The following is a 25,326-nucleotide window of genomic DNA, read 5'->3' as shown; positions in this document are numbered from 1 at the left end:
GTCAGAAGAGTGTGCCCTCTTCGGGGCCGTCCAGCTCCTTCAACAGCTCCGGGCCGTTGTTGCGGACGTTGCTGACCAGTGTGGAGACGGGGTAGGCGCGCATCAGTCCGGCGGGCGGCGGGGTGAGCAGCGTCCGCAGCTCCTCGGGGTCCTTGCGGGTCGGGTCCAGCCAGGCGTCCCACCGGTCCGGGGTCAGCATCAGCGGCATCCGGGGGTGGATCTCGGCGAGCGTGTGCGGGCCCTCCTCGGGCGCGACGGCCAGCGGGGTCGTCTCGGCCTCCGTGGTGATGACGGAGCAGGTGACCCACCAGGCCTGCGGATGCTCGTCGGGCAGTGTCGCGTCCCGCCAGAACTCGTACAGCCCGGCCATCGCGAACACGGTCCCGTCGGCGGGCAGCACGAAGTACGGCTGCTTGCGCGGCCGCTTCTTCCTCCCCTCGACCTCGAGGTCCCGCTCCTGCTTGCCGGTGACCCACTCGTAGTAGCCGTCGGCGGGGATGATGCAGCGCCGGGAGGTGAACGCCCGCCGGTACGACGGCTTCTCGTGCACGGTCTCCGCGCGCGCGTTGATCATCTTGAAGGCGCTCTCGGGGGTCTTGGACCAGCTGGGTACCAGCCCCCACTTCAGCTTGCGCAGCTGCCGGACCGGCCGCGGGTCGTCGGCGTCTTTCAAGGGACGGTCGAGGACGACGTGGACCTCCTTGGTCGGAGCCACGTTGTAGTCCGCCTCCAGGGTCTCCTCGGGCTCCCACTTCTCGATCTCGAAGATTCCTGCGAGATCCTCGGCCCCACGACTCGCCGCATACCGCCCACACATCTGCAACCACCCCTCCGACCTGCGGAAACGCCAGATCAGTCTGCCTCGGTCAGCACCAGGCGGCACGGTGCCGGGTCAGCGTGCCCGAGCTTCCTGGAGACGTCCAAGAGTGGCAGACCACTCCCGCACCCGGCACGGTCAGGGCTTGTGGCCGTCGGCCTTGAGGTGCGTGGCGAAGAAGCCGTCGATGCGCCGCCAGGCGTCGGCGGCGGACTCCGGGTGCGGCTTGATTCCTGCGACACGCATCAAGGGACGCAGCGCGCGTGGCCCGACCTCGGAGTCGTTGAGGAAGGAGTGCCCGGCCTCCGGATACTCCTTGACGTCGTGGACGATGCCGAGCCGGTCGAGCGACGCCTGAAGTCTGGGGGCCACGCCGCGCAGCGTACGGTCGCGGGCTCCGTAACTCGCGACGACGGGGCAGGAGCCGCCCAGCGCCCCGTCGAGATCCTTCGGCGGACGACCGTAGTTGACGGAAGCGGCGTCGAACTCGCCGTCGCTCACGGCGAGGAGGGCGAAGGAACCGCCCATGCAGAAGCCGATGATGCCGATCCGCCCGGTGCAGCCGGGATCCTGGGCGAGGCGGGTGCGGGCCGCCTCGATGTCGCGGAAGGCACGGCCGTGGCCGGACAGGGCGGCCCGGAAGGTCGGCACCAGGCAGCGTACGGCCCCTCCGTCGGTGAACAGGTCCGGCATCAGGACGAGGTACCCGGCGCTCGCCAGCCGCTCCGCCTGACGGTGCATCACATCATTGACGCCCAGGGCCTCATGGACCACGACGACACCCGGCCAGGGGCCCGGCCCGGCGGGCCGGGTGAGATGGCCGGTGAGCCGGCGCGAGCCACCGCGGGCGGCGCTCAGCTCGGTGAGATCGACGGTGGTGGTCGCGGCGGGCATGCGGTCCTCCGGAGGGGCGGGGACGGGACGGCCGTCGTGCAGCCTACGGCGCGATGAAGGGCTGGACGTTCTTGCGGAAGTCCTTGGGCCGCACCTCGTTGTAGTACTTGTCCTCGTCCTCGCCGTCCGAGGTGAATACGTACACCGGGCACTCGTCGGACTTGGCCTCCCCCGTGTGCTGGTACAGCTCCTTGCCGGTGCGCGCCTCGACGACCTTCAGGCGGTACGAGGTGTTGTACGTGCGCACCTTGAACGGTTTGCCGTCGTCGCCCTCCATGTCGCACACCTTGCCGGTCGCGGTCGCCTTGGTGCGCTCGACGCAGACGACCAGCTCGGCCTCGGCCGGCTTGTCCGAGTAGCCGAGGAACCAGCCCTTGGGGAAGTCACCGGCGGACGGTTCGGACTGCGACCAGTCGTCACCGGGCTTGTTCATGAGCATCGCCGGGTGCACGGTCTTCTTCGTGCGGTCGTAGGCGGGCATCCCCGAGTAGCCGAGCCCCTCCGTGCACACCCGCTCCAGGTCCTGGGCGAACGCAGGCACGTCCGGTCCGTCCCCTGCCGAGCTCGTCGACGCCGATCCGCCGGTATCCCCTCCCGTATCGGCGGTGAGCGACGAGCACCCGCACAGCGTCACGCCCAGCAGCCCGGCGGTGATCCATCTGACGGCATGCGGCATTGAAGACATGTCGGCGACTCCCGATCGAAGAAAGAACAGCAGGCAGGGCATGTCCCCCGAGTCATGCCCTGTCCCCCGAGCCCTGCTGGAGGTAAGCGTGCCGCCCACCGGGCACCGCGGACATCGGGGATGAGCCCCCATGTAGTTGTGCGGCCCCTGTGACTTGTGGGTACTACGCTGTGCGGGCTCGAAGGAGTATTCGACCGGTACCGGCGGGGGACATCCCGGATGAGGGCGCAGGGGGCCTGAGTGTCGTCGTTGTCGTCATCGGCACTGATCGGCAGAGAACCGGAGCGGGATCTTCTGACCGCGGCGGTCGCATCGGCGGGCGAGGGGCGGGGCTCGTCGGTGTTCGTGCTGGGCGAGCCGGGCATCGGCAAGTCGCGCCTCGTCGAGGAGACCGCAGCCGCCGCTGTCCGCTCCGGATTGCGGGTGCTGCGCGGGCGGGCCGCGTCCGCCGGGCGCGCGGTGCCGCTGCGTCCGCTGGCGGAGGCCGTGTTCTCCGGACTGCGCGGCGAAGGGGCGCCCGCGGACGGGGACCTGGGCCCCTACGAGCCGCTGCTGTCGCGGCTGTGCGGGCTGGCGCCGCAGGACGGTGCGCCGCTGGTGGGCTACGCCGAGGCGGTGCTGCGACTCCTGGGGACCCTCGGGCGTTCCGGCGGCTGTGTCCTGGTGCTGGAGGACCTGCACGACGCGGACGCCGACACGCTCACCATCGTCGACTACCTGACGGACAACCTTCCGGGCCGGCGAGCCGTCCTGCTGGCCACCCTCCGCGGTGGGCCGGGTCCGGCCCTCGACCTCGCCGAGGCCGCCGCATCCCGCCGTACGGCCCGCATGCTTCGCCTCGCCCGCCTCGGCCCCGCCCACACCGCGGAACTGGCGGCCCGCTGTCTGGGCCACGACGACGCGGGCAAGGTACCGGCGGCCGTACTGGACCGGCTGCACGCCGTCTCCGAAGGTGTCCCCTTCGTCGTGGAGGAGCTGCTGACCGCCATGGTCGACAGCGGTGGCCTCGTCCGGCGGCAGGGCGACGGCTGGACGGTGACCGGCTCGCTGGACGCCGGCGTGCCCGCGACGGTCGCCGCCGCCGTCCTCCAGCGCGTGGACCACCTGGAACCGCCGGGCGTCGCGCTTCTGGAAGCGGCGGCCGTGCTGGGCAGGCGCTTCCCCGTGGACATCGCCGCCCGCGTCGCCGGGGTCGACCGGACGACGGCGCTCCGCCAGCTGCGGCATGCGGCACGCGCCCATCTGGTCACCGACGGCGCCACCGCGGAGGAGCCCGGCTGGCACTCCTTCCGTCACGCCTTGACCGCCGACGCCATCACCCACCGGCTGCTGCCCGCGGAGCGGGCGGCGCTCTGCCTCGCCGCCGCCGACGCGATCGAGTCCGTCGACACGACAGGGCCTCGGCCGCGGGGCACCGGCGACCCTGCCCGGCGCGCCGGGGAGCCCGACGGTCCGATCGGCGGTGACCCGGGCGACGACCTGTCCCGCCTGGCAGCCGAGCTGTGCGTCGCCGGCGGGCAGCGGACACGGGCGGCCGTACTGCTCACCCGAGCCGGCCGGCAGGCGGTCCTGCGGGGCGCTCTGCTGACCGCCGTGGAACTCCTCGACCGGGGCCTGGAGCTGACCGCCGACGCGGCCGACGCCCCGCCCGAGGCGGTGGCCCGGCTGCTGGAGGAGCTGCTGGGAACACTCGTCCTCACGGGCGACGTCCAGCGCGTCCCGGAGCTCGGCGACCGGCTGGACCGTGTCCTGACCGCGTGGGGCGCGCCGCCCGCCCGCCGCGCCGCGGGTTTCCTGATCCGGGCCAGGGCCGCGGCCACCGCGCAGCAGTGGGAGGAGGGCCTGACCGCCGTACGGCGGGCCCGTGAGTTGCTCGGAGGGGAGCCGGACCCGGCGTCCCGCGCCGCCCTGGACGCGGTCGCCGCGCACCTGGTGCTCAACTCGCAGCGCCCGGACCGGCTGGAGAGCGCGAGGGCCCTGGCCGAAGGGGCCGTGGCGACCGCCGAGGCGGTCGGGCTGCCGGAGGTGGGCTGCAAGGCGCTGAACATGCTGGGGTACTGCCTTCGGCCCCGGGATCTGGCCGAGGCGGAAAAAGTCTTCGAACGCCTGGTGGTCACGGCCGACACCCATGCGCTGCCGGTCTGGCGGATACGCGGCCTGCTGGAGCTCGGTGCCCTGGACCGGATCCGGTTCACCGGGACCGATCGGCTGCTGGCCGCACGGAAGGCGGCCGAGGAGACCGGCGCCGTGCTCATGACGGCCTGGGCCGACATGCATCTGGCACACGCCCATGTGCTGCGCGACGAGCAGGATCAGGCCCTGGAGTCCGCCCGGCGGCTCCGGACGACGGCCGCCAGACTGCGGCTGCACGAGGTGCAGCTGATCGGCGTCGGAGTGGACGCCATCATCGCCGCCTCCCGTGGCGAGCGGGAGAAACTCCAGGCCGCGCTGCACGCCATGCAGAGCGCACTGGCCGGCCGGAGCGCCGGAGCGATCTGGGGCTACGCCGACACCTCCGTGTGGGGCTGGGCCCAGGGCATCTGCTCCCTGCTGCGGGAGGAACCCGACCGTGCGATGGCCGAGTTCACCGAGGCGGACCGGGCCATGCGCGCACTGCCCAGTACGCGCGGGGTCACCGGTTTCCTGGGCCCGTACCTGCTGCTGCGTACCGTGCGGGGCGCAGCAGGCTGGACGGAGCTGGACGGGGCCGTCGCGGACCGGCTCGGCCAGGTCCACTGGGACCGGCCCTTCGTGGGGTGGTCCCGGGCCGTGCTGCTGGGCCGCGAAGGCCGCGCGGCCGAGGCCGCCAAGGCGGCTGAGGAGGCACTGGCCGGGACCGACTCCATCCCCCTGGCCCGTCACCTGTGTCTGCGGCTGGGCGCTTCCGCGGCGCTCGCGGACGGCTGGGGGCACCCCGTCGAATGGCTGTGCGCCGCCGAGCAGTTCTTCCACGACCGGGGCACGACACGGGTGTCGGCCGCCTGCCGCGCCCTGCTACGGGAAGCCGGCTCTCCCGTTCCCCGCCGCCGCCAGGGTCACGACACGATTCCGCAGGAACTGCGGCGGGCGGGGGTGACCGGACGGGAGTACGAGGTCCTGCGCCTGCTCGGACGGGGGCTCGGCAACCAGGAGATCGCCGCGCACCTCTTCCTCTCACCACGCACCGTCGAGAAACACCTCGCGAGTCTCAGAAGCCGCACGGGCCAGGGCGGCCGGGTCGCTCTGATCGCCCTGGCACGCCGTTACGCGGACGGGCAGTAACGACCCCTGCCGGGGACCACTCCACGCCTCCAACGCTTTGACCTGCGCGTTTGCCGCCAGGAACGATCGCTGCCAAGCCGGCGTCTCAGATACCGTCCAGGCACGCGTGCCACACTGCCAGATTCCATCCGACCCAAGGGAGCCAAAGCCTTACATGGACAGCACCGCATCCGCCTCGCTCGCCTCCCTCTGGGACGAGGTCTCCGGTACTCAGCCCGACCCAGATCTGTGGGTCGTGATCGCCACCATGGTCGTCGCGCTCGCCTTCGTCGTCCCGCACGTCCTGTGGCGCCTCTCGCGCAACGCCATCACCATCGCCCACGAGGGTGGCCACGGCCTGGTCGCGCTGGTGACCGGCCGCACGCTGACCGGCATACGTCTGCACTCCGACACCAGCGGCCTCACGGTCAGCCGCGGCAAGCCGTACGGCCTCGGCATGATCCTCACCGCCGCCGCGGGCTACACGGCTCCCCCGCTGCTGGGCCTGGGCGGCGCCGCGCTGCTGGCCGCGGGCCGCATCACTCTTCTGCTGTGGCTGGCGACGGTCCTGCTGGTGGCGATGCTGGTGATGATCCGCAACGCGTACGGGGCACTGACGGTGTTCGTCACGGGCGGCACGTTCGTGGTGGTCTCGTGGCTCGCGGGACCCCAGGTCCAGGCGGCTTTCGCGTACGTGGTGGTGTGGTTCCTGCTGCTGGGCGGAGTCAGGCCGGCGTTCGAACTGCAGGCGAAGCGGGCGCGGGGCGGGGCGGGCGACTCGGACGCCGACCAGTTGTCGCGGCTGACACACGTGCCTGCGGGGTTGTGGCTGTTCCTGTTCCACGCGGTGTCGTTGTGCGCGCTGATAGGCGGCGGCAGGTGGCTGCTGGCGATGTAGCCGGCCGACCCAAGGGGCGCGGGCCGTATCGATGTGCGGCTCCGCCGCGAGGGGGTCCCCCCGCTCGAGCGAAGCCGAGAGTGGGGGAGCGACCAGCCCCGACGGCGCCGCACCCGAACCACACGCTCCTTATAAAGTGAACCCATGGCCCAAAACCCCGCCGCACACACCGCCCTCTGGCCCGCCCCCCACGCGAGCGGACCCGTCGACGCGACGGTCCACGTGCCGGGGTCCAAGTCGGTCACCAACCGCGCCCTCGTCCTCGCCGCCCTGGCGAGCGAGCCCGGCTGGCTGCGCCGCCCACTGCGCTCCCGCGACACCCTGCTGATGGCCGGCGCCCTGCGCGCGATGGGCGTCGGGATCGAGGAGGGCGTGGGCCCCGAGGGCACCGGTGAGGCCTGGCGTGTGCTCCCCGCGGGCCTGCGCGGCCCGGCCACGGTCGACGTCGGCAACGCCGGCACGGTGATGCGCTTCCTGCCGCCGGTCGCCGCGCTCGCCGACGGCCCCATCCGTTTCGACGGCGACCCGAGGTCGTACGAGCGCCCCCTGAACGGGGTGATCGACGCCCTGCGCGTCCTCGGCGCCCGGATCGACGACGACGCCCGCGGCGCACTGCCGCTGACGGTGCACGGCGGGGGTGCGCTGGAAGGCGGCCCGGTCGAGATCGACGCCTCGTCGTCGTCCCAGTTCGTGTCGGCGCTGCTGCTCTCCGGCCCGCGCTTCAACCAGGGCGTGGAGGTCCGGCACACCGGCTCCGCGCTCCCCTCGATGCCGCACATCCGTATGACCGTCGACATGCTGCGCTCGGTCGGTGCCCAGGTGGACACGCCGGAGTCGGGCGGCGAGCCGAACGTCTGGCGGGTCACGCCGGGCGCCCTGCTCGGCCGGGACCTGACCATCGAGCCGGATCTGTCCAACGCCCAGCCGTTCCTGGCGGCGGCGCTGGTGACCGGCGGCAAGGTGCTCGTCCCGGACTGGCCGGCCCGTACCACCCAGCCCGGTGACCGGCTGCGTGAGATCTTCACCGAGATGGGCGGTTCCTGCGAACTCACCGAGTACGGGCTCGTGTTCACCGGTTCGGGCGCGATTCACGGCATCGACGTGGACCTGAGCGAGGTCGGCGAGCTGACCCCCGGCATCGCGGCGGTCGCGGCCCTCGCCGACTCCCCGTCGACCCTGCGCGGCGTCGCGCACCTGCGGCTGCACGAGACCGACCGCCTGGCCGCGCTGACCAAGGAGATCAACGAACTCGGCGGCGACGTCACCGAGACCGCCGACGGTCTGCACATCCGCCCGCGCCGGCTGCACGGCGGCGTCTTCCACACCTACGAGGATCACCGCATGGCCACGGCCGGCGCGATCATCGGCCTCGCGGTGGAGGGCGTACGGATCGAGAACGTGGCGACGACGGCGAAGACCCTGCCGGACTTCCCGGAACTGTGGACCGGGATGCTCGGGGCGTAGGGACACCGTCATGCGCCGCTACGGCAAGCACACCGACGAGGACGACATCCGCACGCGCCCCGGCCGTCGGAACACCCGGCCCCGTACGAACATCCGGCCCAAGCACGAGGACGCCGCCGAGGGCATGGTCCTCACCGTCGACCGGGGGCGGCTGACCTGCCTCGTCGACGACCGCGTCGTGATGGCGATGAAGGCTCGCGAACTCGGCCGCAAGGCGGCGGTGGTCGGTGACCGGGTGGCACTGGTCGGCGATCTGTCCGGCAAGAAGGACACCCTCGCCCGGATCGTGCGGATCGAGGAGCGGTCGTCGGTGCTGCGCCGTACCGCCGACGACGACGATCCCTTCGAGCGGGTCGTGGTGGCCAACGCCGACCAACTCGCCATCGTCACCGCCCTCGCCGACCCCGAGCCACGCCCCCGGCTGATCGACCGCTGTCTGGTCGCGGCGTTCGACGGAGGTCTGGAGCCGCTGCTCGTGCTGACGAAGTCGGACCTGGCGCCGCCGGACGAACTTCTGGAGCTGTACGGGGCGTTGGACATCCCCTATGTCGTCACCAGCCGTGCGGAGTTGGAGGACGGGGACGCCGCGGGCCGGGTGCACGAGCAGCTGGACGGCCGGGTCACGGCGTTCGTCGGGCACTCGGGTGTGGGCAAGACGACGCTGGTGAACGCGCTGGTGTCGCAGGAGCGTCGACGTTCCACCGGACATGTGAACGCGGTGACGGGACGCGGTCGGCATACGACGACGTCGGCGTTGGCGCTGCCGTTGACGGAGGTCGACGGCTGGGTGATCGACACCCCGGGGGTGCGGTCGTTCGGTCTGGCACACGTCGATCCCTCACGGGTGATCCACGCGTTTCCCGATCTGGAATCGGGAACCGAGGGATGCCCGCGGGCGTGCAGTCATGACGAACCGGACTGTGCGTTGGACGAGTGGGTGGCGCAGGGGCACGCCGATCCGGCGCGGCTCTACTCGCTGCGGCGGTTGTTGGCCACGCGTGAGCGCAAGGAAGGCGACTAGGAAGTGGCCGGAGGAAGGCGATTGACCTCCGCGTTGTTTGTCCCCCGCCGAGTCCGGTAAAGGCATAATCGCACCGAGCCGGAACCAAGCCTGACCAAAGCCTGGCGAACCTGACGAAGCGGTCACAGAACGTGGGGATACGGGAGGACAGCACATGGCGTGGCTGCTGGTCATTGTGGCGGGGCTGCTCGAAACCGGCTTCGCCGTCTGCCTGAAGCTGTCGCACGGCTTCACCCGGCTGTGGCCGACCGTCGCTTTCTGCATCTTCGCACTCGGCAGTTTCGGTCTGCTGACGGTGTCGCTGCGGAAGCTGGACGTGGGGCCGGCGTATGCGGTGTGGACCGGGATCGGGGCGGCGGGAACGGCGATCTACGGGATGATCTTCCTCGGGGACATCGTGTCGACGCTGAAGATCGTGTCGATCTCCCTGGTGATCGTGGGGGTCGTCGGACTGCAGTTGTCGGGATCGGCGCAGTGACGCGCTCGACGCGCCGAGGCGGGCGTCGCCGATCGGTCAGCTCGCCAACTGCCGGTGCAGCGCGCTGCGTACGAGGTCGGCGACGCCGCCTTCACCGGGCGGGGCGCTGACACAGGACAGGGCCAGCCTGACGACGAGTTCGCAGGAGCGGGCGAGATCGGCGGTGTCGGACTTGTTGACGCCGGGACCGGAAAGCACCACGACCGCCCGGTCGCGCACGATGCTCACGAAGTCACCGGGTGAGGGCAACGGGCCGTCCGCTCGGCGCTGGGCGGGCACGGCGGAGGTGGACGGAACCGCGGTGAGCGTCGGCGAGGGCAGGCGCTCGCTCCAGCAGCCGGTGAGCATGGCGCGGACGAGGGCGTTGTCGCGGGCGAGGCCGGCGGTCCACTCCGCGGTGGCGGTGAGGCGGTCGCGGGCATCGCTCGGGGTGGCGAGGGCACGGTCGACGCCGACGAGGTAGCCGTCGGCCTCCCTCCTGACGAGCGCGCGGGCCAGCCCTTCCTTGCTCCCGAACTCGTTGTACAGCGTCTGCCGGGACACTCCGGCCGCGGCGGCCACGTCCACCATCCGCACGGCGGACCACGACCGGCGCGCCAGCGCCGTGTAAGCGGCGTCCAGCAGGGATTCCCGCGCTGCAGGCATCATCGCCTCCCGGGGACGAGCGGCTCTGCGCCCAGATTTGACGCGCACGGGGTCACTGTCAAGGGTTCGCGAAGGCACGCGGAGGCGCCATGTGCCCGGGGTGCGCGGGCTTTCGGCGCTCGGGCCCGCCCACCCGACAGCAGCCACTCCCGTTTCGACGATCACCCTCCGGCTCCGGTCGGTGACTCTCAGCCCGTCCGGCGTTCGAGGACGCGTACGTCGGCGCCCCGCCAACCGTGGGCAATCCGCCTCCGACCCCAGGGCCTGGTAGCCCCACCAGGACCATGACAGATAGCGTTCGTCCCATGCCGGACTACCTCGACGATCTCCGCCTCGCCCACGTCCTCGCCGACGCCGCCGACGCAGCGACCATGGCCCGATTCAAGGCGCTCGACCTCAAGGTCGAGACGAAGCCGGACATGACCCCGGTGAGCGAGGCGGACAAGGGCGCCGAGGAACTCATTCGCGGCCAGTTGCAGCGGGCCCGGCCGAGAGACGCGATCCTCGGGGAGGAGTACGGCATCGAGGGCACCGGGCCCCGCCGCTGGGTGATCGATCCGATCGACGGCACCAAGAACTACGTGCGCGGCGTCCCTGTCTGGGCCACCCTCATCTCCCTGACGGAAGCGGGCGAGGGCGGCTTCCAGCCCGTGGTCGGACTCGTCTCCGCTCCCGCGCTCGGACGGCGCTGGTGGGCCGCCAAGGGTCACGGCGCGTTCACCGGCCGTAGCCTCTCCTCCGCCAGCCGACTGCGGGTCTCCCAGGTCTCCAAGCTGCCGGACGCCTCATTCGCGTACTCCTCGCTCAGCGGGTGGGAGGATCTGGGCCGGCTGAACGGCTTCCTCGACCTCACTCGCGAAGTGTGGCGCACGCGCGCGTACGGCGACTTCTGGCCGTACATGATGGTCGCCGAGGGGTCGGTCGACATCTGCGCCGAGCCGGAGCTGTCCCTGTGGGACATGGCCGCCCCCTCGATCGTCGTGACGGAGGCCGGCGGCACCTTCACGGGCCTCGACGGCCGCCCCGGCCCGCACAGCGGCAACGCCGCCGCCTCGAACGGCCTGCTGCACGACGAGCTCCTCGGGTACCTCAACGAGCGTTACTGAGCGCCCCCTTGTTGACCCCCTCTTTACCTGTCACTCTGAAAGTCCCCCCACTTGTGAATTTGTGAAACCGTGAACAAACGGTGCGGGGGCACTTCAGGAGGTGGCTCCATCCATGCTCGTACGTGACGCCATGAGCACCGTGGTCCTCACCATCGGCCCCACCCACACCCTTCGGCAGGCCGCAGCGCTGATGTCCACCCGCCGGGTGGGCGCGGCCGTGGTCCACGACCCCGACGCCGGCGGTATCGGCATCCTCACCGAACGCGACATCCTCAACTCCGTCGGCCTGGGACAGAACCCGGACAACGAACGCGCCCATGACCACACCACCACGGATGTCGTGTTCGCGGCTCCGGCATGGACCCTGGAGGAGGCGGCCCGCGCCATGGCGCACGGCGGCTTCCGGCATCTGATCGTCCTGGACCACGGCGAGCCCGTCGGCATCGTCTCGGTCCGCGACATCATCCGCTGCTGGGCACCCGTACGGCAGCACGTGCCGGCCTAGGCACGCGCAACGCGAAACGGGCCGGACTCCCACGGGGAATCCGGCCCGTCCGCTCACAGCAAGCGATCCAGTGCCGCTGGTCAGCCGCGCAGGGCCTGGACCGCGGCCTCCAGCCGCTTGCCGTAGTCGTCGTCCGCCCGGCGGAAGTTGTCGATCGCGCGCTCGACGATGTCCTCGCGCGCGACCTTGGCGATGAAACCGGCGAGGTTGGCGATCAGGCGCTCCTTCTCGTCCTGCGACATCAGCCGGTACAGGTTGCCCGCCTGGACGAAGTCGTCGTCCTCGGCGTGGGCCGGGGCCTCGTGGTTGCCCGGGCCGGCCGTGAAGCCGGTGAAGGGCTGCCACAGCGGCCGGTCCGTCTGCGCGGGACCGCCGAAGCTGTTCGGCTCGTAGTTCTTCGCGCCCCCGTGGCGGCCGTCGTACAGGGAGCCGTCGCGGCCGTTGGTGCGCGCCTCGGTGGCGTGCGGGCGGTTCACCGGCAGGTGGTCGGCGTTGATGCCGACGCGGTAGCGGTGGGCGTCGCCGTATGCGAAGAGGCGGCCCTGGAGCATCTTGTCCGGGGACGGGCCGATGCCGGGGACGAAGTGGGCGGGGCTGAAGATCGACTGCTCGACCTCGGCGAAGACGTTCCGCGGGTTGCGGTTGAGCTCCAGCCTGCCGATCTCGATCGGCGGGTAGTCCTCGTGCGGCCACACCTTGGTGAGGTCGAACGGGTTGAAGCGGTACGCCGCCGCGTCCGCCGCCGGCATGATCTGCACCTGCACGGTCCAGGTCGGGAACTCGCCCCGCTCGATGGACTGCCGCAGGTCACGCTGGTGGGAGTCGGGGTCCTCGCCGGCGATCCGGTTGGCCTCTTCCTGGGTGAGGTTCCGGATGCCCTGGTCGGTCTTGAAGTGGTACTTGACCCAGAAGACCTCGCCGGCCTCGTTGTTCCACTGGTAGGTGTGCGAGCCGTAGCCGTTCATATGGCGGTAGGAGGCGGGGATGCCCCGGTCACCGAAGAGCCAGGTCACCTGGTGCGTGGACTCGGGCGACAGGCTCCAGAAGTCCCAGACGTTGTCCGGCTCGGTGCTGCCCGTGTACGGGTCGCGCTTCTGGGTGTGGATGAAGTCCGGGAACTTGATGGCGTCCTTGATGAAGAACACCGGGGTGTTGTTGCCGACGAGGTCGTAGTTGCCCTCCTCGGTGTAGAACTTCAGCGCCCAGCCGCGCGGGTCGCGCACGGCGTCCGCCGCGCCCAGGTTGCCGGCCACCGTCGAGAGGCGCAGGAACGTCTCCGTCTGCTTGCCGACCTCGGAGAGGAAGGCCGCACGCGTGTACTTGGTGACATCGGCGGTCACCGTGAAGGTGCCGTAGGCTCCGGCGCCGCGCGCGTGCACCACGCGCTCCGGGATGCGCTCACGGTTGAAGTGGGCGAGCTTCTCCAGCAGGAGCTGGTCCTGGACGAGGACCGGGCCCGCCGCTGCCCGCGGTCTCGCTGTCCTGGTTGTCGGCGACCGGGGCTCCGGCCTCCGTCGTGAGCGGTCCCTGGGTCACGTGCGCCTCCTGCGTAGGTACGAGCAACTCCGGCCACTCCTGTCCACTGACCAAAGCCGATCTCGATCCTATACTGGACTTCGTCTAAATCAAGGCAAGCTCCAAAGTCACACCCATTCGGAAGCTGGTCCTACTGCTGTTAAGGTGTTCTCCATGAGCGACCTTCTGGAACGGCTGCGCGGACGCGGATGGCGGATGACCGCGCAGCGACGCGTCGTGGCCGAGGTCCTCGCCGGCGATCACGTCCATCTGACGGCCGACGAGGTGCACGCGCGGGCCGTGGCCAAGCTGCCCGAGATCTCGCGCGCGACCGTCTACAACACGCTGGGCGAGCTGGTCACCCTCGGTGAGGTGCTCGAGGTCTCCACCGACAAGCGCGCCAAGCGGTACGACCCGAACGCCCACCGGCCCCACCACCACTTGGTCTGCGCCCAGTGCGGCTCGATCCGGGACGTCCACCCCACGGGCAACCCGATGGCCGACCTCCCCGACTCCGAGCGCTTCGGCTTCACGGTCTCGGACGTCGAGATGACGTATCGCGGCATCTGCCCGAACTGCGCGAAGGCCTAGGTCGCGTCCGCAAAGTCCCGTCGTCCGCCCGGAGGGCGGGCGCGTGCCAGGCGTCGCGGGGCAGGCGGGACTTTGCGGACGCGGCCTAGCACGCCACGCCATGAGCCCCGGCACCCGAGAGTGCCGGGGCTTTGTGCTGCCCGACTGCGGGCGGGGTTTCGGAATCTGACGGGCCGTCATATGGTCAACGACACCCACACGTCCGTTCCGCACTCCGCGAGGAGACAGCAGTGGGAGAGCCCTACCCCAAACTCAGAGCGAACGACCTGACACGCACCTTCGGGCGAACCCCCCACACGGTCCACGCCCTCGGCCCCCTCGATCTGACCGTCGCACCCGGCGAGTTCGTCTGCGTCGTCGGCCCGTCCGGCTGCGGCAAGTCCACGCTGCTGCGGATCGCCGCGGGCCTGCTCCGCCCCAGCGCCGGCACCCTGGAGATCCGCACCGCCGGCCGGCGCCCGGCAGCCATGATCTTCCAGGACTACGGCATCTACGACTGGAAGACCGTCCGCGCGAACGTCCGCTTCGGCCTGGACATCGAGCGCGTCCCGCGCCGCGAGGCGAACGCCCGCGCCGACGACTGGCTGGCCCGCATGGGCCTGTCGGACTTCGCGGACGCCTACCCGGCCACCCTCTCCGGCGGTATGCGCCAGCGTGTGGCCATCGCCCGCGCCCTCGCCGTGGAGCCCGGACTCCTGCTGATGGACGAGCCCTTCGCGGCCCTGGACGCCCAGCTGCGCACGATCCTCCAGGACGAACTCCTGGACATCACCCAGTCGCTCAGGACGACCACGCTCTTCATCACCCACAGCCTGGAGGAGGCCATCGTCCTCGGCGACCGGGTGCTGGTCATGTCCGCCCGGCCGGGCCGGATCATCGCCGAGCACCGCCCGCCCTTCCCGCGCCCGCGCACCGGCGACATCCGCGCCACCCCGGAGTTCACCGGGCTGGGGAGCGAGCTGTGGGACCTGCTGCGAAAGGAGGCCGTACCGGCATGACGACGCTCACGAAGCCGCCCGCCGAGTCGGTCCTGGTCCGCCGCCCGGGCCCGCGCGAACTCCACCCCACCCGCACCCACCGCCGCAGGCGCGCACTGGAGCTGTCCCTGGCGCTCGCCGTCCCCGGCTTCCTCCTCCTGCTGTGGCAACTGGCCGCGGCCCAGGCCTGGATCGACGACCGCGTCTATCCGGCCCCGTCCACGATCCTCGCCGACGGCTGGGACCGGGCCGCGGCGGGCGAGCTCTGGCCCGATGTGTGGGCGACGCTGAAGCGGGTCCTGGGCGGCTATGCGGCGGGCACGGCGGCGGGATACGCCCTGGGTCTGCTGATGGGCTCGCTGTCCCTCGTACGAGCGGCCCTGGAACCGCTCCTGGACGCGCTGTACGTCGTACCGAAACTCGCCCTGCTGCCCGTGTTCCTGAACATGTTCGGCCTGGGCGAGGGCCCGCAGGTGGCGCTCGTGGCGACCACGGTGTTCTTCTTCGTCTGGATCTCCACCATGTCCGCGGTGATGGCCATTCCCTCCGGCCATCGCGACGCGGGCCGGGTCTTCGGCGCCTCGCGATGGCAGATGTTCCGCCATGTCCTGCTCCCCGCGTCGCTCCCCGCCGTCCTGGTGGGCGCGCGCATCGCGGCGGGCGTGGCGGTCCTGGTCATCGTCGCCTCGGAGCAGATCGCCGCGACGAACGGCCTGGGTCATCTGATCTTCGACTCGCGCGCCCTGTTCCAGAACGACGTGATGTTCGTCGGCATCGTCTGTGTGGCGATCCTCGGGGTCCTCTTCTCCGAACTGATCCGCTTCGCGGGCCGCCTGCTGACGCCGTGGGCACCGAGGGACCGAGGAAGGGGCCAGTCATGAAGGGCAGGAGCAATCGGCAGGGCGGCGGCGTCCTGACCACGGTGTCCCTCCTTACGTTGCTGGCACTGCTGGCTACGGCGGCGTGCTCATCGCCCTACGAGTCGGACTCCTCGAATGCGGCCGGCGGCGACCGCACCATCCGCCCGGTCGAGGGCTGCGGCGCGAGTTCCTGGACGGACCCGGCGGACCTCGCCCCGGACCGGACTCCGGCGCGCTGCCAGCCCGGAGCCCCTCCTTCGCAGCCTCTGCCCGAGCCGCGCGAGCTGACGATCGCGACGGGGACGCTGAGTGCCGAGTACGTGGCACCGCTGCAAGTGGCCCTCGACGAGGGCGAGTTCGAGAAGGAGGGCCTGGACGTCAAGCTGCGCGTCCTGCCGACCCCGGACGCACTCCCGCTGCTGGCCAAGGGCGAGATCGACGCGCTGTGGGCGGCTCCGGAGGCGGCGGTGATGAACGGCCTGCGGGGCGGGTTCGACATCAAGTGGGTCGCGGGGAACTTCTCACCGGCCCCGAAGTCGAAGAGCGGCCTGTGGGTCCGCCTGAAGGACGGCGAGAGCGCGAACCGCGTCCCCATGGCGGGCCGCAAGCTCGGCACGATGATCGGCAAGGGCTCGGTCATCGCGTACCCCATGGAGAAGGCGCTGAAGAAACACGGCGGCGGCCTCGCCGACATCCAGTACCAGCAACTGGGCTCGGCCGACGTCCTCACGGCCCTCCAGAACGGCGGAGTCGACTCCGCGTGGCTCCTGGACCCGGTGTGGCGCAAGGTGGACGGCGAGCGGGGCTACGCCTTCCTCGGCGGCCAGCCGCCCGGCGAACCCCTGGGCGGCATGCTCTACGGCCGCTCGCTGCTCCAGGACGACGTGGACGCGGGGGTGGCCCTGCTGAGGGCCTACATCCGCACGCTGAACACGTACTTCGCGTCGGACTACAAGCAGGATGCGAGCTTCGTCACATACCTGGCCAAACTCCTCAAGGCGGAGGAGCCGATCCTGAAATCCACCCCGTCCCTGGTCATGGACTGGGAAATCCGCTCCGGCACGACGACCCGCCTCCAGTCGGCGTACGAGGCGCAGGGGGTGACGGACGGAGACTCCCTACCGGAGTCACAAACCGTGACCCGCTCCTTCTACGAGGAAGCGGTCGGCCATCAACCCTGAAAAACACCTTGGGCCGGGACCCTTACGGATTCCGGCCCAAGGCCTTCAGTAGCGGGGACAGGATTTGAACCTGCGACCTCTGGGTTATGAGCCCAGCGAGCTACCGAGCTGCTCCACCCCGCGTCGATGAATGGAACATTACGTCAAGGACGCGGACAGAGGCAAATCGCTTGTCGCCACCGCATCGCCGGGTGGCATCTCAGTGACCGGCCCAGGCACTCTCAGCCCGTCCGGCGTTTGAGGACGAGGCCCTTTCAGGGCCGACAGCGGGGGCGAAACCCTGGGCGGCGGCCACCGCGCCGAGCCGACAACCCCCGCCCCAGCTCAGCGCAGCGTCACGCCGACAGTTCCTCCCGCAGCGCGTCCCGCAGTCGAGCCGCCCGCTCGGCAACCTCCGCCGGCCCCAGCGACACGGCCCGGTCGGCCCACCGCTGCCCTTCCGCCAGCTCGCCGCGACGCGCGTAGACCAGGGCGAGCCGCAACGCCGACCGCCCGTGCCCGGCGTCAGCCGCCCGCGTCCACCACACGGCCGCCTCGGGCTCGCTCCCCTCCCGGGCGAGCAGCAGCCCCAGGTTGAAGGCGCCGTTGCGGGACCCGGCCTCGGCCGCCTCCCGGTACCACCGAGCCGCCTCCACCACGTCCCCGCGGGCAGCGGCCATCATCCCGACCCGCACCTGAGCCCGCCGATGCCCCTGCGAAGCCGCCCGCTCGTACCACTCCTCGCACTCGCTCTTCTCGTGCACCGTCTCCCCGAGCTCATGCTCCGGCTCCGGCGGCCGCCGGGCGTCCAGCACGGTCGCCAGCCGGTACGCCGCCTCCGCGCTGCCGCCCCCGGCCGCACACCGCAGATGCCGCTCCGCCGCGAGCTCGTCCCCGTCCCGCAGCCGAGCGATGCCGACCTGCAGCGCCGCCTCGGTGTGCCCGGCGGCCGCGGCACGCTCGTACCACCGCAGCGCGGGCCGCTCCTCGCCCCGCCCGGCGTGCAGAATCCCCAGGTTGAACGCGGCGTCGACGCTCCCGGCCTCCGCGGCCTTGGAGAACCAGGGCTCGGCACCCGTCGTGTCCCCTCCCTGCAGCAGCAGGATCGCCAGCGCGTTCGCCGCCTCGCGGTGCCCGGCGTACGCAGCCCGCCGGTACCACTGTTCGGCCTGCGCGATACGCGCCTGCTCGGCGCAGAGCAGCCCGAGGTTGTACGCGCCGTTCACATCACCGGCGTCCATCGCGGCCCGGTACCAGCGCTCGGCGGTCTGTGTCTCCCCGCGCTCGGCATGCAGCGCGCCCAGCGCGTTCGCGGCGTTGCCGTCGCCGTCCTGCGCGGCCCGCAGCCACCACACGGCGGCGCTCTCGGTGTCCCCGGCGTCCCGCAGCAGGAACCCGAGCGCGCAGGCGGCCCGTGCCTCCCCGTCCTTGGCGGACGTCAGGTACCAGCGCCCGGCCTCCTTGAGCTCCCCCCGCTTCTCGAGGATCGCCCCGAGGTGGAGAGCGGCCCTGCGGTGCCCGCGCGCTGCGGCCTGCCGGTACCACTGGCCGGCCTCGTCGAGCAGCGTCTCGTCCACCTCGACACCGTTGTCGGCGCCGTCCTCGCCCGTACCCGTCGCCTGCCGGTCGATGCTGCGCGCCAGCCGGTACGCCGCCTCCCGGTGCCCACGCTCCGCCGCGGCCCGCATCCACTGCTCGGCCCGGTCGTCGCTGCGGTGCTCCAGCAGATCGGCGAGCGCGTAGGCGCCCAGCGCGTGCCCCTGCTCGGCGGACTGCCGCAGCCAGTACTCGGCGGCGGGCTCGTCGCCGCGCTCACGGTGATGACGTCCCAGCGCGTGCGCTGCCGCGGCCGACCCGGCGACGGCGGCGATCCGCCACCATCCGGCGGCCTCGTCGGCGTAGCCGCGCTGGTGCAGCAGGACTCCCAGGTTGTTCGCGGCCGCACGGTCCCCCGCCGCGGTCGCGGCACGCAGATGGGGCTCGGCTCCGTCGAGATCACCGCGGCGCAGCAGCATGGCCCCGAGGACGCTCATCGCCTCGACGTCACCGGTCTCCGCGGCGAGCCGGTGCCGTGCCTCCTCGGCGGCCTCCCCCGTCTCGTCCTGGTCGGCCGGCCGGTCGACGGCGAAGTCACCCTCCGGTCGCACGAGCTCACCCGCCGGCTGCGCGGCACCGTCCGTCGGACGCGGGGCTTCGTTCTCCGGCTGCACGAAATCACCCGTCGACTGCACAAAGTCGGCAGGCTGCACAAACCGCCCTGTCTCCAACAGAGTTGCCTTGTCCCCCATAACGTCCATCGTCGCACCACCTGCAACCTGGGTACACCTGGTATACCGCAGCCAGTGAGGTCACTTCAGCGTTTTGTCGACATGCCCACAGAGAGACAAGTCAAACACAGTTCGCCCAACTCCCCACGGCGGCACGACCGTCCCGCTGCCCGGCACATGCGTTCGGGCATCACAAAGGCCCGGATCCTCTGGAGGATCCGGGCCTTTGCTGTCGTACGAAATGTTCGCCGACTTCAGTAGCGGGGACAGGACTTGAACCTGCGACCTCTGGGTTATGAGCCCAGCGAGCTACCGAGCTGCTCCACCCCGCGCCGTTGTTCTGCAACCGTATCACGGCGCGGGGGGAGCTATTCGATCAACCGCCGTCCCTAGGTGCCGGTGGGACTGCTGCTCGGCTTCGAACTCGGGGTGGGACTCGAACTCGGGCTCGCACCGCCGCCGCCGTTGCCCGCGCCGCCGCCGGTCTTGTCGGGCTGCGACTGCGCGTCCTCGGCCCGCCGGAGCGCGTCCTCGAGATCCTTCTGCGCCTTGCCGTACGCCTCCCAGTCACCCTTCTTCAGGGCGTCCTGGCCGGCCTCGAAGGCCTTCTGGGCGTCGTTGAGCGCGTCCTGGACGGTCGGGTTGCTCGACGTCGGCGGAGGTGTCGTACCGCCGTCGTCGCCCTCGTCCGGTGGCTCCGGGGTCGCGCCCTCAGCTCCGAAGACCTTGCTGAGGGCTTCGTCGAGCGTGTCCTCGAAGGCGGTGGTGCCGCCGTAGGACACCAATACCTTCCGCAACAGCGGGTACTTGAGTCCGCCACCGCGTACGTAGACCGGCTCCACGTAGAGCAGTCCACCGTCGAGCGGGACCGCCAGCAGGTTGCCGTACTCGACCTCGGAGTCGCCGCCTCTCAGAAGTCTGATGGTCTCGGCGATGTCCTGTTCGGAGTTGAACTGGCTCTGGACCTGACTGGGTCCGTTGACCGTGGTGTTGGTCGGCAGTTTCAGGATTCTGATCTTGCCGTAGTCGCTTGTGCCCGCCTCGGCGTCGACGGCCATGAAAGCACTGAGGTTGTCCCGGCCGCTCGGCGTGAGCGTCGTCGTCAGCGAGAACGCCTGTGCCTTCTGGTCGGGCATCTTCATGCTCAGGTAGTACGGCGGCGTGGCGCTGCCCGACTTGTTCGTCGGGTCGTCCGGCACCTGCCAGACCTCGCTGCCGCTGAGGAACGTCGTCGCGTCCTTCACGTGGTAGCGGGTGAGCAGCTCGCGCTGGACCTTGAACAGGTCCTGCGGGTAGCGAAGATGGGCCATCAGCGACTTGGAGATCTCACTCTTGGACTCCACCGTGCCCGGGAAGGCCTTCATCCAGGTCTTCAGGACCGGGTCCTTGGTGTCCCACTGGAAGAGCTTGACCTCACCGGTGTAGGCGTCGACCGTCGCCTTCACCGAGTTGCGGATGTAGTTGACCTGGTTCTGCTGGGCCACCACCGCGCGGTTGTCGTTGGTGGCGGTCAGCGAGTCGGCCGTGGTGTCACCGAGGGTCGTACGGGACGAGTACGGGTAGCCGTTCGTCGTCGTGTACGCGTCGACGATCCACTGGATACGGCCGTCCACGACCGCCGGGTAGGCGTCGCCGTCGATGGTCAGCCACGGGGCGACCGCCTCGACCCGCTCCTTGGGCGTGCGGTTGTACAGGATGCGCGAACCGTCGCCGATCGCACCGGAGTACAGGATCTGCGGCTCGCCGAACGCCACCGCGTACGCGGCCCGGTTGACCGGGTTGGAGAGACTGACCCCGCTGTCGGCCTTGTAGCTGTAGGTCTTCTCACCGTTGTCGTCGGAGTAGTCGATCTCCTTCTGGGGACCGCCGACGATCGAGTACATCGTGGTCTTCTCGCCGTAGTAGACCCGCTGCTCGTACGTCCCGAGGTCGCCCTTGGACGGGAGGTCGGACTCGGTGAAGTCCGGCCGGCCCTGGGAGTCGGCGCTGGTTCCCTCGGCGGCGACCACGCCGTAGCCGTGGGTGTAGCGGAAGTGGTCGTTGATCCAGTTCCGCTTCGGAATGCCGTTGAGATTGATCTCACGCAGACCGATGACGGTGTCCTGGTCCTTGCCGTCCTTGGCGTAGCGGTCGACGTCCAGATTGGTCGGGAACGCGTAGTAGTTCCTGATCTGCTGGAGCTGCTGGAACGTCGGCGAGACGATGTTCGGGTCCAGGATGCGGATGCTCGCCGTGGAGTCGACGTCGTCGCGCAGCTTCGTCTTGTCCTCGGTCTTGCCCGTGCCCGTGTACTCGGTGACCTGAGTGCCGTCGATGCCGTAGGCCTCGCGCGTCGCCTTGAGGTTCTTCTCGACGTACGGGGCTTCCTTGGCCTGCTCGTTGGGCTGGACCTGGAACTTCTGGACGATCGCCGGGTAGAGGCCGCCGATCAGGATCGCCGAGAGCACCATCAGGCCGAAACCGATGACGGGCAGCTGCCAGGTGCGCCGCCACAGGGTGGCGAAGAACAGCAGCGCGCAGATGACGGCGATGCAGAACAGGATCGTCTTGGCCGGGAGATAGGCGTTGGCGTCGACGTACCTGAGGCCGGTCCAGTTGTCGGTCGCCTTGAAGTCGCTTGACTTCACGGCGAGTCCGTACCGGTCGAGCCAGTACGCGACCGCCTTCAGTGCGACGAAGATCCCGATGAGGACCGACAGATGACCGGTGGCCGCGGCCGTGGCGCGCGCGCCAGGGCTGGTGATGCGCAGCCCGCCGTACAGGTAGTGGGTGAGCGCGGCGGCGATCACGGAGAGGATCGCGGCGGCGAAGCCGAAGCCGAGCAGGAACCGGTACCAGGGCAGGTCGAAGGCGTAGAAGCCGACGTCGAGGTGGAACTGCGGGTCCTTCTCCCCGAAGGGCACGCCGTTGACCCACATCAGCCAGGTCCGCCACTGGCTTGAGGCGGAGGCGCCGGCGATCAGTCCGACCAGCGCGGTGATCGCGAGCAACAGCCACTTCTTGTACGGCGCGATGCCCATGCGGTAGCGGTCGAGGCTCTGCTGCTCCATCGACATGGCGCTCAGCGGCGGGCGCAGCCGGTGCGCCAGCCAGATGTTGAAGCCGACCGCGAGAGCCATCAACAGGCCGAAGACGAAGAAGAGTCCGATCTTCGTCCAGAGCGTGGTCGTGAACACCGAGGAGTAGTTCACCGATCGGTACCAGAGCCAGTCGGTCCAGAACCCCGCGAACATGGTGAACGCCATGCCGAGGACGGCGAGCACGCCCAGTGTCATGAGCAGGGTCCGGACACGCCGGGACGGGCGGCCCACTCTGATCCGTGGCCCGGTGGGGCCTCCGCCGCGGTCCGGCATCTGGAAAGCCAAGGTTCGCACCCCGAAGTTCGCTGTTGGTCTTCGTCAGGCCCGCGTCTTCGTGGACCCCTCGTGGCCCCCCGTGATCGTGGGCCCACACCTATGCAACTTACTCATCGCTTACTCGGTTCCCGATTCCGGCCGGGAACGAGGCAGGATTGTGACCATGTCCAACACTCCCATGGCTGCGAACCCGCTGACCCGGGCCGTCCTCGAGATCGACGAGTACGCCTCCGGCCTCGGCTGGGACCAGCCCGCCCGCCTCTTCGCCCTCGTCGACACCGCACGGCTGCGAGCCCAGGAACCCGGCCTCGCCGCCCAGCTCGGCCTGGGGGACGAGCAGGAGTCCTCCGGCCTGACCCCGATCGAGCAGGACGAAATTGCAACGGGCAAGGCGCTCGACGAGTTCCTCGCCACCATCGCCTGGCCCGACGCGGTGGCCGGCTGCGCGCTCACGGTGGAGCGTCTGATGCTGCCGCCGTCCGCCGAGGCCCAGGTCCCGCAGGGCCTGAGCGAGGCCAAGCTCACGAAGTGGGTGGCGGAGCACCCGGACCGTCAGGAGGTCCGCATGACCGTCGCGGTCCTGCGCGACGGCACCCGCGAGTCGGCCGTGCGCCTGCGCGAGAAGGACACCCCGACGGAGGTCCTCACCGGCCCGGAGCTGATCCCTGGCCTGGCGGAGGCACTGGCGGCGACCTTCGAGGACTGAGGTCTTCCGCTACGACGACGGGGGCGCCCCTCGGTATGAGGGGCGCCCCCGCTGTCGTACGGATCCCTGTCGCTCAGCCCTTGGTCGTGCACTCGGGCAGGTCGGCGGTGTCGCCGGAGCGGATGTCCGTCATGGCGCCGAGAGCGTCGTCGATGGTGTCGACCTTGACGAGGGTGAGCCCGCTGGGGACGTCCCTTGCCGCGCTCGCGCAGTTGTCGGCGGGGGTGAGGAAGTACTGGGCTCCCTTGTCGCGCGCGGCGATGGTCTTCATCTCGATGCCGCCGATGGGGCCGACCTTGCCGGTGTCGTCGATGGTGCCGGTGCCGGCGACGAACTTGCCGCCGGTGAGGCTGCCCGGGGTGAGCTTGTCGTAGAGCCCGAGCGAGAACATCAGGCCCGCGCTGGGTCCGCCGACGTCGGCGAGCTTGATGTCGATGGTGAACGGGAAGGTGTGGTCGGTCCCGGCGGAGATCCCGACGATGGCGCGCTTGTCGGCGCTGTCGGTGGACTCGGCGGTCCTGATCGTGACCTTCTCGGTCTTCGTCGGTGTCCTGCGCTCCTTCTCCGCGGCGGCCTGCTCCTTGGCGGGCACGATCGTGAAGACGACGTCCTGGCCGGGCTTGTGCTTGGTCACCAGCTCGGCGACGTCCCCGGGTTCCTTCACCGCAGCACCGTCGACGGCCTTGATCACGTCACCGGCGTGCAGCCTGCCCTCGGCCGGGGTGCCCTTGACGACCGTCGAGACGATCACCCAGCTCTGCACCGGGATGTCCAGTGCCTTCAGGGCGGCGACCTTGGCGCTCTCCTGGGACTGGCTGAACTCCTCGGCGTTCTCCTGGGTGGACTGCTCCTCGGTCTTGCCGTCCGGGTAGAGGGTGTCGTGCGGCACGACCTTGTTGTCGTGCGCGAGCCAGCCGTAGACGGCCTCCACCAGGTTCATCTTGTAGTCGGCACTGGTGACCCGGACGGTGGTCATGTTGAGGTGCCCGGTCGTCGGGTAGGTCCTGCGCCCGGAGATCTGCAGCACCGGCTCGCCGTCGTGATCGCCGAGGGTGTTCACCGTCGGCCCCGGGGACATCTCCGCGTACGGCACGGGAATGAACACTCCCGCGCACAGGAGCGCGATCAGCATCAGGGTGGAGGCGAGCATCGTCGCGGTGCGGCGTGGCATGCCAAGACAGTACGTGACACTCCTGTCAGAGCCCCGTCAGGGCCGCGAACCCGACTCCGTGATCATGTGCCGAGCGATCATGTGCGGGAGGAGGGCTTCTCCATGGCCGCGCGGAAGCGGGCATAGCCGTCCAGCTCCGGGCCGTCGCCCCGTGCCTTCCGGGTCCGATTGGCCCAACTGCCCCACAGACCGGCGAAGATCGCAGCCACAAGCGGAATCAGCAACCAGGCGAGCGCCGCCATGCCGTCCTCCCATCCCCAATGAGCGACCGCAACTGACTGATCAGCAGATTAACCACTGGCACTGACAACGCTCACGCCAGGGGTGCGGTTACGCAAGCGGAGTGGGGTGGACGGGGTCGCACAGAGGGGTGGACGTGCCCGGATGGGCTCTCAGCAGGCGCCCACCCATTCCTCCGTGCCGTCGGAGAACTTCTGGTGCTTCCAGATCGGCACCTCGTGCTTGAGATCGTCGATCAGCTTCCGGCACGCCTCGAAGGCCTCGCCGCGATGCGGGCAGGAGACGGCGACCACGACGGCGAGATCACCTACGTCGAGGTCCCCGATCCGGTGCACGGCAGCGAGCGCCCGGACCGGATACTCGGCGACGACCTTCTCGGCGATCCGCCGCATCTCGGCCTCGGCGCTGGGGTGGCACGAGTACCCGAGTTCGTCGACGTCGGCGCCCCCGTCGTGGTTGCGCACGGTCCCCACGAACAGCGCGGTCCCACCGGCGGCGTCGTCCCCGACGGCCCGGAAGACCTCGTCCACGGACAGGGCGGTCTCGCGGATGGCGATGAGCTTGACGGGGTCGTGAGCGCCCTGCTCGCCGGGGTGATCGTTGGTAGGTGCCATGGCCCCATCGTGCCCCACGCGCGTGAGGAGGGGGAATAGCGTCATCGCCCGGCACACGCGCGTGCGGCTTTGGAGCCTCCTACAGCCCCGCGGCGATACGGCCCCGGGGCGACGCG

21 protein-coding genes, 2 tRNA genes and 1 pseudogene are annotated in these 25,326 nt (G+C 70.4%); 12 read left to right on the top strand and 12 right to left on the bottom strand.

Annotated elements, in window-relative coordinates; all coding sequences use genetic code 11:
* Nucleotide 1: 1 nt before the first annotated feature.
* The 3 genes from ACFQ6S_RS33355 to ACFQ6S_RS33345 all read right to left on the bottom strand — a co-directional run bounded on the left by ACFQ6S_RS33355 (nt 2) and on the right by ACFQ6S_RS33345 (nt 2,252).
* Nucleotides 2-817, bottom strand: a complete 816-nt coding sequence (locus ACFQ6S_RS33355) for an SOS response-associated peptidase (RefSeq protein ID WP_383418131.1) — start codon at nt 815-817, stop codon at nt 2-4.
* 138 nt (nt 818-955) lie between these two features.
* Entirely contained in the window at nt 956-1,711 is a 756-nt protein-coding gene (locus ACFQ6S_RS33350) for a dienelactone hydrolase family protein (protein WP_383418130.1), read from the bottom strand.
* A 43-nt stretch (nt 1,712-1,754) separates the two neighbouring features.
* Nucleotides 1,755-2,252 (bottom strand): hypothetical protein, encoded by a 498-nt coding sequence (locus tag ACFQ6S_RS33345; protein ID WP_383418128.1) that lies wholly within the window; start codon nt 2,250-2,252, stop codon nt 1,755-1,757.
* A 393-nt stretch (nt 2,253-2,645) separates the two neighbouring features.
* On the opposite strand from ACFQ6S_RS33345, the gene ACFQ6S_RS33340 reads away from it, so the two are divergent.
* From ACFQ6S_RS33340 to ACFQ6S_RS33320, 5 genes are all read left to right on the top strand, one after another.
* Nucleotides 2,646-5,657 carry an AAA family ATPase gene (locus tag ACFQ6S_RS33340; RefSeq protein WP_383418126.1) on the top strand — a complete coding sequence of 1,004 codons (3,012 nt, stop codon included), beginning with the start codon at nt 2,646-2,648 and terminating at the stop codon, nt 5,655-5,657.
* A 154-nt stretch (nt 5,658-5,811) separates the two neighbouring features.
* Complete coding sequence (locus tag ACFQ6S_RS33335; RefSeq protein ID WP_383418124.1) at nt 5,812-6,534, top strand: M50 family metallopeptidase; 723 nt, start codon at nt 5,812-5,814, stop codon at nt 6,532-6,534.
* A gap of 144 nt (nt 6,535-6,678) precedes the next feature.
* Nucleotides 6,679-7,998, top strand: a complete 1,320-nt coding sequence (aroA, locus tag ACFQ6S_RS33330) for a 3-phosphoshikimate 1-carboxyvinyltransferase (protein ID WP_383418122.1) — start codon at nt 6,679-6,681, stop codon at nt 7,996-7,998.
* Nucleotides 7,999-8,008: 10 nt separating this feature from the next.
* Nucleotides 8,009-9,019: a ribosome small subunit-dependent GTPase A gene (gene rsgA, locus ACFQ6S_RS33325; RefSeq protein ID WP_383418120.1), complete on the top strand. Its 1,011-nt coding sequence runs from the start codon at nt 8,009-8,011 to the stop codon at nt 9,017-9,019.
* A gap of 154 nt (nt 9,020-9,173) precedes the next feature.
* A complete protein-coding gene (locus tag ACFQ6S_RS33320) occupies nt 9,174-9,497 on the top strand; it encodes a DMT family transporter (protein WP_383418118.1) in 324 nt (107 codons plus the stop codon).
* 36 nt (nt 9,498-9,533) lie between these two features.
* Here ACFQ6S_RS33320 and ACFQ6S_RS33315 read toward each other — a convergent pair whose 3' ends face one another.
* Nucleotides 9,534-10,142 (bottom strand): TetR/AcrR family transcriptional regulator, encoded by a 609-nt coding sequence (locus ACFQ6S_RS33315; RefSeq protein ID WP_383418116.1) that lies wholly within the window; start codon nt 10,140-10,142, stop codon nt 9,534-9,536.
* A gap of 305 nt (nt 10,143-10,447) precedes the next feature.
* On the opposite strand from ACFQ6S_RS33315, the gene hisN reads away from it, so the two are divergent.
* Nucleotides 10,448-11,248 (top strand): histidinol-phosphatase, encoded by an 801-nt coding sequence (gene hisN, locus ACFQ6S_RS33310; protein ID WP_383418114.1) that lies wholly within the window; start codon nt 10,448-10,450, stop codon nt 11,246-11,248.
* 112 nt (nt 11,249-11,360) lie between these two features.
* A complete protein-coding gene (locus ACFQ6S_RS33305; protein ID WP_383418112.1) occupies nt 11,361-11,753 on the top strand; it encodes a cyclic nucleotide-binding/CBS domain-containing protein in 393 nt (130 codons plus the stop codon).
* Between the two features lie 80 nt (nt 11,754-11,833).
* Here the strand turns inward: ACFQ6S_RS33305 and ACFQ6S_RS33300 are convergent.
* Nucleotides 11,834-13,289, bottom strand: a pseudogene (locus ACFQ6S_RS33300) (catalase).
* A gap of 153 nt (nt 13,290-13,442) precedes the next feature.
* On the opposite strand from ACFQ6S_RS33300, the gene ACFQ6S_RS33295 reads away from it, so the two are divergent.
* The 4 genes from ACFQ6S_RS33295 to ACFQ6S_RS33280 all read left to right on the top strand — a co-directional run bounded on the left by ACFQ6S_RS33295 (nt 13,443) and on the right by ACFQ6S_RS33280 (nt 16,877).
* On the top strand, nt 13,443-13,859 hold the full coding sequence (locus tag ACFQ6S_RS33295) for a Fur family transcriptional regulator (protein WP_383418111.1): 417 nt from the start codon (nt 13,443-13,445) through the stop codon (nt 13,857-13,859).
* Nucleotides 13,860-14,089: 230 nt separating this feature from the next.
* Entirely contained in the window at nt 14,090-14,857 is a 768-nt protein-coding gene (locus ACFQ6S_RS33290; protein ID WP_383418109.1) for an ABC transporter ATP-binding protein, read from the top strand.
* Entirely contained in the window at nt 14,854-15,717 is an 864-nt protein-coding gene (locus tag ACFQ6S_RS33285) for an ABC transporter permease (RefSeq protein WP_383418107.1), read from the top strand. Before ACFQ6S_RS33290 ends, ACFQ6S_RS33285 begins: the two co-directional genes overlap by 4 nt.
* A complete protein-coding gene (locus tag ACFQ6S_RS33280) occupies nt 15,714-16,877 on the top strand; it encodes an ABC transporter substrate-binding protein (protein WP_383418105.1) in 1,164 nt (387 codons plus the stop codon). The genes ACFQ6S_RS33285 and ACFQ6S_RS33280 overlap by 4 nt, the downstream gene beginning before the upstream one ends.
* A gap of 49 nt (nt 16,878-16,926) precedes the next feature.
* Here the strand turns inward: ACFQ6S_RS33280 and ACFQ6S_RS33275 are convergent.
* The 4 genes from ACFQ6S_RS33275 to ACFQ6S_RS33260 all read right to left on the bottom strand — a co-directional run bounded on the left by ACFQ6S_RS33275 (nt 16,927) and on the right by ACFQ6S_RS33260 (nt 22,476).
* Nucleotides 16,927-17,000, bottom strand: a tRNA-Met gene (locus ACFQ6S_RS33275).
* Nucleotides 17,001-17,212: 212 nt separating this feature from the next.
* Complete coding sequence (locus ACFQ6S_RS33270) at nt 17,213-19,153, bottom strand: tetratricopeptide repeat protein (RefSeq protein WP_383418103.1); 1,941 nt, start codon at nt 19,151-19,153, stop codon at nt 17,213-17,215.
* A gap of 228 nt (nt 19,154-19,381) precedes the next feature.
* A tRNA-Met gene (locus ACFQ6S_RS33265) sits at nt 19,382-19,455 on the bottom strand.
* 57 nt (nt 19,456-19,512) lie between these two features.
* Entirely contained in the window at nt 19,513-22,476 is a 2,964-nt protein-coding gene (locus ACFQ6S_RS33260; protein WP_383418284.1) for a UPF0182 family protein, read from the bottom strand.
* 166 nt (nt 22,477-22,642) lie between these two features.
* Here ACFQ6S_RS33260 and ACFQ6S_RS33255 point away from each other — a divergent pair, with 166 nt between their 5' ends.
* Complete coding sequence (locus tag ACFQ6S_RS33255; protein WP_383418101.1) at nt 22,643-23,185, top strand: PPA1309 family protein; 543 nt, start codon at nt 22,643-22,645, stop codon at nt 23,183-23,185.
* A 73-nt stretch (nt 23,186-23,258) separates the two neighbouring features.
* On the opposite strand, the gene ACFQ6S_RS33250 is transcribed toward ACFQ6S_RS33255, so the two are convergent.
* The 3 genes from ACFQ6S_RS33250 to ACFQ6S_RS33240 form a co-directional block, all read right to left on the bottom strand.
* Entirely contained in the window at nt 23,259-24,356 is a 1,098-nt protein-coding gene (locus ACFQ6S_RS33250) for a PDZ domain-containing protein (RefSeq protein WP_383418100.1), read from the bottom strand.
* A gap of 77 nt (nt 24,357-24,433) precedes the next feature.
* The gene (locus ACFQ6S_RS33245; RefSeq protein WP_187284300.1) at nt 24,434-24,598 is read right to left on the bottom strand and encodes a hypothetical protein; all 165 of its coding nucleotides are present in this window, start codon (nt 24,596-24,598) and stop codon (nt 24,434-24,436) included.
* A gap of 150 nt (nt 24,599-24,748) precedes the next feature.
* The gene (locus tag ACFQ6S_RS33240; RefSeq protein ID WP_383418097.1) at nt 24,749-25,210 is read right to left on the bottom strand and encodes a molybdenum cofactor biosynthesis protein MoaE; all 462 of its coding nucleotides are present in this window, start codon (nt 25,208-25,210) and stop codon (nt 24,749-24,751) included.
* Nucleotides 25,211-25,326: the final 116 nt, after the last annotated feature.

It is taken from the genome of Streptomyces sp. NPDC056479 (assembly GCF_042795335.1).
Lineage (GTDB): Bacteria > Actinomycetota > Actinomycetes > Streptomycetales > Streptomycetaceae > Streptomyces.
The sequence above is the reverse complement of the archived record's forward strand: the minus strand, read 5'-3'. Positions and strand labels throughout refer to the sequence as shown.